General features: G+C 42.5%; 14 protein-coding genes. 11 read left to right on the forward strand and 3 right to left on the reverse strand.

Translation table 11 applies throughout. The features are described from left to right. Positions 1 to 77: 77 nt before the first annotated feature. Positions 78 to 1,250: a FecR family protein gene (locus DBR43_RS24100; protein WP_124585642.1), complete on the reverse strand. Its 1,173-nt coding sequence runs from the start codon at positions 1,248 to 1,250 to the stop codon at positions 78 to 80. Positions 1,251 to 1,380: 130 nt separating this feature from the next. Next, positions 1,381 to 1,965, reverse strand: a complete 585-nt coding sequence (locus tag DBR43_RS24105; RefSeq protein ID WP_124585644.1) for an RNA polymerase sigma factor — start codon at positions 1,963 to 1,965, stop codon at positions 1,381 to 1,383. A gap of 122 nt (positions 1,966 to 2,087) precedes the next feature. On the opposite strand from DBR43_RS24105, the gene DBR43_RS24110 reads away from it, so the two are divergent. The 11 genes from DBR43_RS24110 to DBR43_RS24160 all read left to right on the forward strand — a co-directional run bounded on the left by DBR43_RS24110 (position 2,088) and on the right by DBR43_RS24160 (position 10,662). Then, complete coding sequence (locus DBR43_RS24110; protein WP_124585646.1) at positions 2,088 to 3,146, forward strand: DUF7033 domain-containing protein; 1,059 nt, start codon at positions 2,088 to 2,090, stop codon at positions 3,144 to 3,146. 35 nt (positions 3,147 to 3,181) lie between these two features. Next, the gene (gene upp, locus DBR43_RS24115; protein WP_124585648.1) at positions 3,182 to 3,826 is read left to right on the forward strand and encodes a uracil phosphoribosyltransferase; all 645 of its coding nucleotides are present in this window, start codon (positions 3,182 to 3,184) and stop codon (positions 3,824 to 3,826) included. Positions 3,827 to 3,836: 10 nt separating this feature from the next. Continuing rightward, positions 3,837 to 4,235: a DUF1648 domain-containing protein gene (locus tag DBR43_RS24120; protein WP_124585650.1), complete on the forward strand. Its 399-nt coding sequence runs from the start codon at positions 3,837 to 3,839 to the stop codon at positions 4,233 to 4,235. Positions 4,236 to 4,257: 22 nt separating this feature from the next. Beyond that, positions 4,258 to 4,947 (forward strand): YjjG family noncanonical pyrimidine nucleotidase, encoded by a 690-nt coding sequence (locus DBR43_RS24125; protein ID WP_124585652.1) that lies wholly within the window; start codon positions 4,258 to 4,260, stop codon positions 4,945 to 4,947. Between the two features lie 59 nt (positions 4,948 to 5,006). Beyond that, positions 5,007 to 5,684 carry a DUF4476 domain-containing protein gene (locus DBR43_RS24130; protein ID WP_158622588.1) on the forward strand — a complete coding sequence of 226 codons (678 nt, stop codon included), beginning with the start codon at positions 5,007 to 5,009 and terminating at the stop codon, positions 5,682 to 5,684. A 12-nt stretch (positions 5,685 to 5,696) separates the two neighbouring features. Next, positions 5,697 to 6,215 (forward strand): DinB family protein, encoded by a 519-nt coding sequence (locus tag DBR43_RS24135; RefSeq protein WP_124585655.1) that lies wholly within the window; start codon positions 5,697 to 5,699, stop codon positions 6,213 to 6,215. 62 nt (positions 6,216 to 6,277) lie between these two features. Beyond that, positions 6,278 to 6,673, forward strand: a complete 396-nt coding sequence (locus DBR43_RS24140) for a hypothetical protein (RefSeq protein ID WP_124585657.1) — start codon at positions 6,278 to 6,280, stop codon at positions 6,671 to 6,673. Between the two features lie 165 nt (positions 6,674 to 6,838). Next, positions 6,839 to 8,182: a flippase gene (locus DBR43_RS24145; protein ID WP_124585659.1), complete on the forward strand. Its 1,344-nt coding sequence runs from the start codon at positions 6,839 to 6,841 to the stop codon at positions 8,180 to 8,182. 227 nt (positions 8,183 to 8,409) lie between these two features. Beyond that, the gene (locus tag DBR43_RS24150; RefSeq protein WP_233603190.1) at positions 8,410 to 8,985 is read left to right on the forward strand and encodes a hypothetical protein; all 576 of its coding nucleotides are present in this window, start codon (positions 8,410 to 8,412) and stop codon (positions 8,983 to 8,985) included. Between the two features lie 7 nt (positions 8,986 to 8,992). After that, positions 8,993 to 9,760 (forward strand): class I SAM-dependent methyltransferase, encoded by a 768-nt coding sequence (locus tag DBR43_RS24155; RefSeq protein WP_233603191.1) that lies wholly within the window; start codon positions 8,993 to 8,995, stop codon positions 9,758 to 9,760. Between the two features lie 2 nt (positions 9,761 to 9,762). Then, positions 9,763 to 10,662, forward strand: coding sequence for a glycosyltransferase (locus tag DBR43_RS24160; protein WP_124585663.1), 900 nt, complete (start codon positions 9,763 to 9,765; stop codon positions 10,660 to 10,662). A gap of 33 nt (positions 10,663 to 10,695) precedes the next feature. Here the strand turns inward: DBR43_RS24160 and DBR43_RS24165 are convergent, their stop codons facing one another. After that, the gene (locus DBR43_RS24165) at positions 10,696 to 11,445 is read right to left on the reverse strand and encodes a class I SAM-dependent methyltransferase (RefSeq protein WP_124585665.1); all 750 of its coding nucleotides are present in this window, start codon (positions 11,443 to 11,445) and stop codon (positions 10,696 to 10,698) included. Position 11,446 lies beyond the last annotated feature (1 nt).

Genomic DNA, 11,446 nt, shown 5'->3' on the forward strand with positions numbered 1-11,446 from the left:
AGCACGATCCGGCCTTTTTATTGATTAACCTGTTGTGATAGGTAGATGGTTAAGGTAGATTTCTCTTCATATTTGATTTATTTTGATACAATAATTTTTCTTCCCTGGATTTTAAAGCTTACTGCTCCGGTGAGCTCCAGTCTGCGCAGCACCTTATTCACATTGTCGTACCTGGATACAATTCCACTGAACGTTTCTTTTCTTGGGGCGTATTGTTCGTAGACGACTTCTACATTATACCAACGGGCAATTTTCCGCATGATTCCTTCCAGACTTTCGTTCTTAAACATGAAAATGCCGTTCTTCCAGTCTGTATTTCTTTCGATATCTGCTTTTTGAACGTCCAGCTGGTTCTCTTTCAGCATTGCTTCTTCACCCGGACTCAGCATCACCACATTACCCGTCTTCAAAGATGAGACCCTTATTGATCCTTCCAGCAGGGTAGTTTTTGTTTGTTGTTCATCCAGATAGGCATTGATGTTAAAATGTGTTCCCAGAACTTCTACCTGTTGTTTGTCCGTACTGACTACAAAAGGGGTTTTAAGTTTTGCCACTTCAAAATAGGCTTCTCCGCTGAGGACCACCTTTCGTTCCCGGAGTCCGGAAAAAGCAGTAGGGAACTTTAAAGCAGAAGCGGAATTGAGCCATACTTTAGTTCCATCCGGCAGGATCAGCATATACTGTCCCCCTTTGGGCGTACTGATGGTATTATTCTGAGTTGCGGTTAGGGGAGCGCTGTGGTTTACACTAAATACCAGCTCACCATTTTTGGTTTTGGTGATCTTTACGCCTGATAACTCTGCCAGCTGACCATTTTGTGCCTTTTCCAGGGAGATCACTTTTCCATCTGCCAGGGTTAAAGTGGCCTGATTTCCTCCAGGCAAGATGGCCGCAGCAGCCTGTTCCCGAAGTTGTTCCGTTCTGTTAGTTTTAAAATAATAAAGCCCTGCGCATAGGGTAAGGAAAATTACCGCAGCGGCAGACCAGCTGCGGTAATCCCAGCCACGAACAGATTTAGCAGTCTGTACCGGGCTTTCTTTGTGATCGAAGATATACTGAAGCAGTTGGTTTTCCTGGTCTGCAGTCAGCTGTTTTTCATCGGTAGATGTATTTATAGCGTCGTCGAGCAGGTTACTCAGTTCCATATTATTTGCAGGATCATCCACCAATACATAAAATTCGGCCAGCTCTGCTGCTGAGCATTGGTCATTTAAGTACTGATTTAGCAAATAAGGAAGCTTCTGATTCATATCTTTCGTGGAAACGGTTTATTCTTCTCTTCTTGTCCTTTAGCGACCGTTTACCTATACATAGACACGAGAAAAAGCAGGAAGGGGTAGTCGGGTATGAAATATTTTCAGAAATACACAAAAAACGGTTTTAACGCAGGATCAGGCCAATGATCACCATTGGGATTCCCATTTTCTTAAAATGAATCCGGATACCCCTCAGGGCACCTTTCATGTGGGAATGGACGGTTGATGGTGCGATGTTTAGTCGCAGGGCGGCCTGTTCGTAGGTAAGGCCCTCTTTATGGCAGAGTTTATACACCTCCCGTTGCTGGGCAGGAAGTCTTTCTATTGCTTTTTGTACCAGTGCCACGGTATCTTTATAATCGAGCGCATGCTCTGTGGAATGGTCCGGGATTTCCTCCGCCTCAAAATCCCCGACAAGCACTTTATGTTTGGCAATGTTACGCAAGGCATTTAAAGAAAGGTTTCTTGTGATTCTATTGAGATAGGCACCAAAATTCTCGACCTTGCCAAGGCTGGACCTGTTTAGCCAGATGTTCAGAAAAACGTCCTGAATGATTTCTTCTGCCAGCACCTGAGACCGGGTTAACTTCAATGCAAAAGCATAAATACCAGGATACCTGGCTTCAAACAATTGGCTGAAAGCTTGCCGGTTCCCCCCGATAATTTCTTTCAGCAGTTCAGTCTCGTCGTATATTGGCTTAATTGACAGAAATTATCCTCCCTGCTAAAACAATTTGAAATTTCATATGTATATTTACTATGAGCTGGGATTGGCAGACCCATTCTGTTCATGGCTATCAAAGATAAGTTTTATATACTAAATTATATACTATGAGGCTTCTGGTTTATACCCCCCTGATCACTCCACGCATAAAATATATCTTTAATTTTATCTTTAAGGATATATTAAGGGCAGATCTGGACATCAGCCAGAACCTATCAGAATTTATCAATGCCGAAGGCCCCAGGCTTTGTTATGGAAAACAGCCTGTTGCAGGATCCTTATTCTTCAAAAGCAGCGGATTGCTGACCGATCAAAAGATCGCCGTTCAACGGATAGGTACCACCATTTTTGGAGATCAAAAAGTTCCTTTTCCGGTAACCGCCGGTCAATTGCCTTTTGATATTTTTGCTGCTTCCTTTTATTTTCTGACGAGGTATGAGGAATACCTTCCGTTTGATGACCGCAAAGGACCAAATTACCGTGCTCAGCTGAGCTTACAACATAAACTGGGACTGCTTCAGGTTCCGGTAATTGATGAGTGGGCGTTGATTTTAAAGAACATTCTGCTCAAAAACTTCCCCTCGATGAAGTTTGGAAAGAAAGATTTCAGTTTTCAGCCCGCCCACTCACCTGAACTCAGGTCCGGGACAACCGGCAATAAGTTAAGAAAGGCTTTACATTTCATGAATTCCTTAGTCAGGGAGAAGTTGCAAAGAAAACATTATGAACAACAAATCAGGGGGATTCACAGCTTGATGGCAGAGATGAATAAAAACGGCGCTTTCAGCAGGCCGGAATTCCTGTGTACAGATCTTTCGGGTATTCCAGCCCCGAAAAGAAACAGCAATTGGGAAGAAAAATTAAAGATTCCCAGAAGCTACCTGAGGCTAACCATAAAAAACATCAATCAGGATTACAGCATGTATTATCCCGATACGCCGGGTTTCAGAGCGGGTACCTGTAGTCCTTTTTTTTGGTATGACCTCCAGATAGAGAAACAATCTCAGCTAAAAATATACCCAATTGCATTGACAGATAGCGGATTGCGGTCCGGAAAAACCAATAAGGACCTGCTTTTACAATTGAATGAGCTGATGGACCATGTGAAACTGGTAAATGGTAGTTTTTACAGCCTTTGGCAGGATAAGACCATTGCTCTGGTCTAATCTTTTATCTTTACACCTTCCTATACTTTTACACGATGATATTTAACCTTGATAAAACCACTTCCATTGCCAATGTTTTCCTGGCTGAGCTCCGTGACGAGAACATTCAGAAAGATGCCATGCGCTTCCGGAAAAATATGGAACGCCTGGGCGAGTTCTTCGCTTATGAGATCAGCAAAACATTAGAATTTGAACGTAAAGAGACCCAAACACCACTGGGGATGGCCAAAACGGCATTTTTACCTCAGCAACCGGTATTGGCAACCATATTAAGGGCCGGAATCCCTTTGCACCAGGGATTGTTAAATATATTTGACCAGTCGGAATCTACCTTCATTACCGCTTACCGGAAAAATCATAAAAACGGAAATTTTGTAATTCAGGTAGAACACATCTCTACCCCCGATCTGACAGATAAAGTCGTGATCATGGCCGATCCGATGCTTGCAACAGGCATGAGTATGGTTTTATGCTGCAAAGAACTCCTGAACCGCTACCAGATCAGGGAACTCCATATTGTAGCCGCCATTGCCAGTACAGAGGGTGTAAACCATGTCAGAGCAAATTTACCTAAAGCTAAATTATGGCTTGGTGCTATTGATGAGGAAATGACCAGCAAATCTTATATTGTTCCCGGTCTGGGCGATGCCGGAGACCTTGCGTATGGCGTAAAACAATAACAGGGAGCATATGAGTAACACAAAAAGACCGGTCATCAAACTTAAGCTTTCCATATTCGACAAAGGGGTTGAGGCCTTTGGGCTCCTGGTCCTGCTGGCAGGATGGATCTATGTATTGGTGGCCTATTCCAGATTCGCGGATTCCATTCCAACACATTTCAGCATTAACGGAAAACCCAATGCATTCGGCCCTAAATCTGATCTGTATCAGCTTCTGACGGTATGCACTGCCTTGTATGTATTGCTCAGTGTAGCGAACCTGTTTCCACAATATTTTAATTACCTGACCGCTATTACCCCTGAAAACGCCAAAAGACAATATACCATTGCCACAAGAACTCTCCGATACCTGAAAGTATTAATTGTGCTTATGTTTGCGGCACTCGTGTTCATTACCTCCAGGTATTGATCCGGCATAACCCCCTTGAATAATGATTAAACATATTTTTTTCGACTTAGACCATACCATTTGGGATTTTGACAGAAATGCCGAAGAAACCCTTACCGAATTATATGCTCAGTATCAACTGGAATCCCTTGGGCTCCGCTCTTCCCGGGAGTTTATCGATACTTATACAGAAAACAATCAATTGCTCTGGGCAGAATACCATTTAGGAAAAATAACGAAAGAAACGTTAAGATCTGAGCGTTTCAGTAAAACTTTTATCCAGTTAGGCATACAGCCTTCTCACATTCCGTCTCAATTTGAAGACGATTATGTACGGCTTACCCCTACCAGGACCAATTTATTTGAAGGTTCTGAGAAAGTATTGACTTACCTTCAAAAGAAATACACTTTACATATTATTTCCAACGGATTTAAAGAAAGTACCTTAACCAAAATGGATAAATCAGGCTTAAATCCTTATTTCGCGAATGTCATCATTTCGGAAGATGTAGGTGTTAATAAGCCCGACAAAGCCATTTTCGAATATGCATTACAAAAAGCTGCGGCTCAGAAAGAAGAAAGCATTATGATTGGTGATAGCCTGGAAGCCGACATTCGTGGTGCTCAGGACTATGGGATGAAAGCCATTTACTTCAACCCAATGAACAAGGAAAAGCCCGAAGATGTGCTTTGGCAAATCACACATCTGGAAGAATTACTAAATCATTTCTAAAGACGATATTTTTTGGTATGGGATTCGCATTCCCAAAATACACACAAATAAAGAACCTTATGAAAAGATTAGTTTTACTGTTTGCCGTTATGCTGCAAACCGCCCTTACTTTTGGGCAAAACCGTGGTAATTCAGAAGTATTCGTCGAAATTCCTGAACGTGGAAACTATGTGGTTTACCTGGATGAAGATTTTGCAGGATCTTCCAAAGGCCGTTTCCGCTTTTATGATGTCTATAGAAATTCTCCAACGCTTGTGGTGAAGAAAGACAGTGTTGAGCTGTTTCGCCGAAGGATCAATGTTGCTCCAAATACCCGGATGATTGTCAGTTATTCCAAAAGATCAGGATTGCGCAATGTAGTTACCCTACCGATATTTGACCGTGGACAGTATGCGCTGGACGACTGGGACAGGAGTTATGCCAGTAACGGAACCGGATACGAATATACAGAGGCAATGACCGACGAAGAGTTTAAAGATGCGATGACGGTTATCAACAATGAAATGTTTCCGAAAAACAAATTGGCATTGGCAAAAACTACTTTAAAAAATTCAATGATTACGACCAATCAGTTGCTCGTTTTAATGAAAGCCTTCCCTTTTGATGAAGAAAAGATCGATATCGCACATTTTGCGTATCCTTATGTTACCGATCATAAAAACTACATCAAGGTACCTAAAGCACTGATGTCCCTGTTTGCACAGGAAGACATGATTAAATGGATCAGCAAACAATAATATTTCTCATAGATGGGTACTGCCAAAGACTATAAAAAAATTCAGGATATCGTAGCCAGCTACCGCAGCCGGCTGGATCAGGTTAATGAAGAAACATTTTTGCTCAGCCCCCCTACCGGAGGCTGGTCGTACAGCGAGGTCTACTTTCATATTTTTGATGCCAGCATACTTTCTCTGATGGAAATGACCAATACCATATCCGGCAAAGGGGAAAGAAAACCAACTGCCTTTATCGTGAAAGTGATTCTATTCTTTGGCAGTCTTCCTCCGGGAAAGAAATATAAAGCACCCAAAAGGCTGGCAGAAAGGCTGAAGAAAATCAGCAAAGCCGAGGCCACAGCCTTGATAGATCAATTTCTGCTGGAACTGGATCCCGCTTTAAAAAAGATCGAAAATGCCGATAAAACGCTTAAAACGCTACATCCGAAGCTTGGTTATTTAAATGCTTTCCAATGGCTGAGATTTATTGGAATCCATTTGAACCATCATTTGCAACAATTACGAAGGATTGAGCAATCCTATCAAAGATAACCCAACTAATTTCACATCTTTGTCTATCTTTTATCTGTATTAAAAGAACAAAAAATACGATTATGAAAAGGATTCTGTATATCAGTTGTATTGTTGTGGCGCTTTCTGCCTGTAATTCCAGTCCGAAACAAACGCAGTCCGTGATCACGCCAACCCCCGCAGGTCTTCCTTCGGCTCCGGCTCCGGTAGCGGCCACAGGAGAAAAACCGACACATAATCCTGCTCATGGACAACCCTATCATGATTGTGCACTTGCCGTAGGCGCTCCTTTGAATGCAAAGAATAATACGCCTGCTCCTGCTGCAACAGGCCCGGCACCAGTTACGGCGGCTCCGGCAAATGCTCCTGCAGTAACGGCCCCTTCAGTTCCTGCCAATCAGAAGGAAGTGAGACTAAACCCTGCACACGGGCAACCGGGCCATAGCTGCGCAATTGCTGTTGGTGCACCTTTAAGTTAATTTAAGCAAGGTCAAACAAGAATGAAACCATCATGATCTTACAGGTCACACAAAGAGATGTATTTCAAGATCATGATTGCTTTATAACTGCAAAACCGAGTTCAGGAGCTCTTAAGAACCATTAAAAATCAATCAAAAGATCGAAAAAAAAACAAATACATACTGATGAAAATCCCAAGTATTCCTGGTTTTGATCAGGGAGCGATAGAAAAATATGCTAAAAATGCCGGCTGGCTGATGATCGCCAGGGTGGGCAGTCTTGGAATAAAAATCGGGATTGGGATCATGGTCAGTAATTACCTTGGTCCGGAAAAATTCGGTATTTATGGTTATCCTCTAATATTTGCCACCTTTTTTATTGCCGCAGCTGCGCTTGGACTGGATGGATTTGTTACCCGTGAACTGCTGAGGCATCCGGAAAAGAAAAACCAGCTTCTGGGCACTGCTTTTATATTAAAACTGACCGGAGGGTTGCTGATTCTTCCATTGATCTATCTTGCTTACCAGATCTGGAATGGAATAAACCCGATTTCAGCTCCTTTCTCTTATATCCTGATTGTTAGTTTTACCGGAGTTTTTCAGGCATTTAACATTATAGACAGTTATTTTCAGTCCAGGGCCCAGGGAAAATTCATCATGAAGATTCAGGTTCTCGGGAACCTCTTCTCTGCCGCGCTCAAGCTGGTGCTGATCCTGCTTGGCATGAGCCTGAGCTGGTTTATTGTCGCCCTGCTGCTTGATGCAGTATTGCTGGCAATCGGCTATGTATATGTTTACCAGAACAACGGCGCATCCCTCTTCCAATGGAAATTTGAAAGTAGCATTGCAAAGTTTTTATTAAAAAATTCATGGCCATTGGCCTTTTCCGCAATTTTGGTGACCATTTACATGAAAATCGATCAGCTGATGATCCAGAGTTATCTGGGTTCTACAGAACAGGGAATTTATTCGACCGTCGTTCAGTTGTCTGAATCCTGGTATTTTATCCCTGTAGCAATTGTAACTGCTGTTTTTCCTGCCATTATGAATGCAAAAAGGGATGATCCGGAGCGTTATCAGAAAAGAATGCAAAACATGTACGACCTCATGGTATGGATCAGTATGAGCATTGCCATCATCATGACTTTCGCTTCTCCTCTGATCTATAAATTCTATACACCAGAGTACCGGGGCGCTGCCCATGTCTTATCAATACACATCTGGGCCGGCATTTTTACCTTTCTGGGGACGGCCAGCGGCCAGTTTTTAATTGCTGAAGGTTATACGAAATTATCCCTGTTCCGGACAGGAATGGGTGCGTTGATCAATATTATTTTAAACATCTACTGGATCCCGAGGTATGGGATTACGGGTGCAGCTGTGGCGACCTTAATCGCCTATTTTGCTTCCAATTTTATGATCCTGCTGGTTCCAAAAACACGGCCCCAAGGCATCATGATGCTCAAATCGTTGTTCCTGATCACCCTCGTGGAAAAGATCAAAAACAGGCCCCGGACGCTAAAATCTTAGCCCGGTTAGCATCGCCATCAATAATTATACGGATATATTAGCTTTTTGCGTTTAACATTTTAACTTTGACTATTAAATATTGGGATGATCCGGGTGGAAGAAAACCCCCAGGGTCATGACAAATATCCTATCAGATGGCTTCTGGCCCTTGCTGACAATTAACAACATAACCATTACAGATGTCCTTAAGAAAGGTAGTAAGATCAATCGTATTAAAACCAATAAACATGTTGGACCTTATTCAGTTAAAGTCCAAAATAAAAAATTCATCTGCACCTTTGAACATCATCATCGGTTCTGAGAAAACGGCTTATCCCAACTGGCTGCCTACGAATATAGAAAGCTTAAATCTGTTGGAAAAAAGTTCTTTTCAAAACCTCTTCGGCGAAAAGAAAGCGACAAAATTTCTTGCAGAGCATGTCTTTGAACACATCAGCTATGCCAACGCCTTAATTGCCTTAAAAAACTGTTTCGAGTTTATGGAAAAAGGGGGCAGCATCCGGATCGCAGTACCTGATGGTTTCCATCCGAACCAGGACTATATTGATATGGTAAAGCCCGGAGGACACGGTGAAGGAGCCGAGGATCATAAATTGCTATACAATTATCACCTGTTAACAAAGGTACTGGAAGATGCCGGGTTCCGGGTTCAGCTTTTAGAATATTACAATGAACATGGTCAGTTTCACTTTGTAGACTGGAAAAGCGAAGATGGTCACATCCTCAGGTCCAGGAGGTTCGACAAAAGGTTTAATGAACCTTTGGGTTATTCCTCACTGATTATTGATGGTATAAAAGACTAATAAAAAAATGGCCATAATCACAGAAGACCTCGTTGCTTCCTATAATGATTTTTACACCGATAGTGATGTAGAATGGCGCATGCTTGGGGCAAAATCCAAAGCAAAAAACCTGATAGAGGTCTGCCAGGGCATTCAGCCAAAAAAGATCCTGGAGGTGGGTGCCGGAGATGGCAGTATTTTACATTACCTCAATGAATGGAAATTCGGAGAAGCACTTTATGCCCTTGAAATCGCAGATAGCGGTGTTTCTTTGATCAGAGACCGGAAGCTGGAACGTTTAAAAGAGGTCAGCAGCTTTGACGGTTATAACATTCCTTATGCTGATGACAGCTTTGATCTGGTGATCCTTGCCCATGTGCTGGAACATGTAGAACATGAGCGGATATTGCTTCGTGAACTAAAAAGGGTGGCTAAATATCTGGTGATTGAAGTTCCTTTAGACTATCGTTTTGGGGTGGATCAACGCATGAAGCATTTCCTGAACTACGGGCATATCAATATGTATACGCCTACCCTGATCCGCTTTCTCTTACAGAGTGAAGGTCTTTCCGTGGAGGCAGACAAAACCTCTCTTACCCCTATAGAAACCATTAAATTCTGTGAATACCAGGTGAAAAAAACACCGAAAAGCCTGTTCAAAACTTTAAGAATTGAGCTGGAATACAGGATCAAGAACTTATTGGGTGCCATTTTAGGAAAAAACAAACGGGAACAATTTGGAAATGCTTATACCGTTCTTACTAAAAAGTCAACCCAAAACCTGGAGATCTTCTAAATATGCAAACCTTTGCACCTATCGCATTATTCGTTTATAACAGACCGCAGCATACTGAGCGCACCATAAAATTCCTTAAACAGAATCAACTGGCCTCAGAAAGCAGGTTATTCATTTTCTCAGATGGTTTTAAATCTGCGGAAGATGAAGCCAAGGTGCTGGAAGTACGCGAATTGCTTAAAAATATTGATGGATTTAAATCTGTTGAGGTGGTTGAGCGCAAAGAAAACATGGGTCTGGCCAATTCGGTGATTGCCGGGGTAAGCCGCCTGGTAAAGGACTATAAACAAGTGATCGTGATGGAAGATGACCTCATTACTTCCCCGTATACGCTGACTTATTTTAATGAGGCTTTAGACCGCTACCGTAAGGAAGATCAGGTGATGCACATTGGTGCTTACATGTATCCCCTGAAGGAAAACAACATTCCCGAATCCTTTTTTTACCGTGCTGCCACCAGTTGGGGATGGGCTACCTGGGATCGGGCATGGCAACATTTTGAGCCCAATATCGATACGCTGATGGCACAATTTGATGCCAAAAAGAGAGCTGCATTTTCTATTGAGCATAAAATGAATTTCTGGAAACAAATGCAGGACTTCAAGAAGGGGAAAAACAATTCCTGGGCAATCCGATGGTATGCTTCGATCTTTCTGAAGGGGGGATTGACACTGAATCCTGCACAATCTCTGGTCAACAATATCGGGCATGACGGAACGGGAATTCATTCCGGAATCAATGACATCTACAATGTGATCATCAATCCTAAGCCAATCAGTGAGTACCCTGCTGAAATAAAGGAAAATAAAGCCGCCTACGAGACGATTAAGGAATTCCTGTCGACCAGGAAAGGAAATCTATGGGAAAGGCTTAAAAGATATCTAAAACAACGTTTAGGCTAAGTTCTATTCCTTCCCCATAGGGTGATTCTGTATTTATACTTTTCTTGCTTCCAAAATGATATAAGGAGACAACTGTCTGGAGTTGAAAGGAAAAACCTTGGTAAATACTTTACCTGCCAGCCATACGGTTTTCTTTAACAAGCGAACACCTGCGGGCTTCTGCTTTTCATTTTCCAGCCAAAGGCTAAAATGCCCGAAGTACCTGGATTGAACCAGCTCCAGACCTGCCTGTTTGCAGATGTTGGCGAGCAAGTCCGGATCCATGCATTCAATATTATGCTTATCATAGTTCTCCCTGTCAAAAGTCTTTTGAAACCAACCGTTCAATGCCTTAAAATTGGGCAGTGTGATCAGTAAGGTACCTCCCGGTTTAACAAATGCAATGTGCCTGTTGATGATGTCGGCGGTATCGTTAAAGTGCTCGATCAGTCCGCAGGACAAGACCAGGTCAAATTGTTGTTCCGGCTGATAATTGAACAAATCAGTCTCTATAATGTGAATATCTGCTTCCTTTAACTGGTTGGCTTCGAGTAAAGCATTGGTTACCGGCTGATGGACAAAATAATCAAGCAGGGTCACATCAAGTTTGAAGTATTTCTTCAGGAATACCGCATAGTATCCAGGGAAACCACCCAACTCAATTGCTGTTTTTACTCCTTGCTTACTGATGATCTCTCCCAGTTCCTTATGAAAAAGGTAGTTTGACGGAATGTTAACCGACAAATCGGTCTTGTTCTCCCAATAATTCACCCAAAACTGTCTGTCCGTTAACAGGTTGTCCATA

It is taken from the genome of Pedobacter sp. KBW06 (assembly GCF_003852525.1).
Lineage (GTDB): Bacteria > Bacteroidota > Bacteroidia > Sphingobacteriales > Sphingobacteriaceae > Pedobacter.

Excerpts from the sequence above, each read along its gene's own strand:
- DBR43_RS24100 (WP_124585642.1), bottom strand. The coding sequence starts at position 1,250 with ATGAATCAGAAGCTTCCTTATTTGCTAAATCAGTACTTAAATGACCAA.
- DBR43_RS24110 (WP_124585646.1), top strand. The coding sequence starts at position 2,088 with ATGAGGCTTCTGGTTTATACCCCCCTGATCACTCCACGCATAAAATAT.
- upp (WP_124585648.1), top strand. The coding sequence starts at position 3,182 with ATGATATTTAACCTTGATAAAACCACTTCCATTGCCAATGTTTTCCTG.
- DBR43_RS24120 (WP_124585650.1), top strand. The coding sequence starts at position 3,837 with ATGAGTAACACAAAAAGACCGGTCATCAAACTTAAGCTTTCCATATTC.
- DBR43_RS24125 (WP_124585652.1), top strand. The coding sequence starts at position 4,258 with ATGATTAAACATATTTTTTTCGACTTAGACCATACCATTTGGGATTTT.
- DBR43_RS24130 (WP_158622588.1), top strand. The coding sequence starts at position 5,007 with ATGAAAAGATTAGTTTTACTGTTTGCCGTTATGCTGCAAACCGCCCTT.
- DBR43_RS24135 (WP_124585655.1), top strand. The coding sequence starts at position 5,697 with ATGGGTACTGCCAAAGACTATAAAAAAATTCAGGATATCGTAGCCAGC.
- DBR43_RS24140 (WP_124585657.1), top strand. The coding sequence starts at position 6,278 with ATGAAAAGGATTCTGTATATCAGTTGTATTGTTGTGGCGCTTTCTGCC.
- DBR43_RS24145 (WP_124585659.1), top strand. The coding sequence starts at position 6,839 with ATGAAAATCCCAAGTATTCCTGGTTTTGATCAGGGAGCGATAGAAAAA.
- DBR43_RS24150 (WP_233603190.1), top strand. The coding sequence starts at position 8,410 with ATGTTGGACCTTATTCAGTTAAAGTCCAAAATAAAAAATTCATCTGCA.
- DBR43_RS24155 (WP_233603191.1), top strand. The coding sequence starts at position 8,993 with ATGGCCATAATCACAGAAGACCTCGTTGCTTCCTATAATGATTTTTAC.
- DBR43_RS24160 (WP_124585663.1), top strand. The coding sequence starts at position 9,763 with ATGCAAACCTTTGCACCTATCGCATTATTCGTTTATAACAGACCGCAG.
- DBR43_RS24165 (WP_124585665.1), bottom strand. The coding sequence starts at position 11,445 with ATGGACAACCTGTTAACGGACAGACAGTTTTGGGTGAATTATTGGGAG.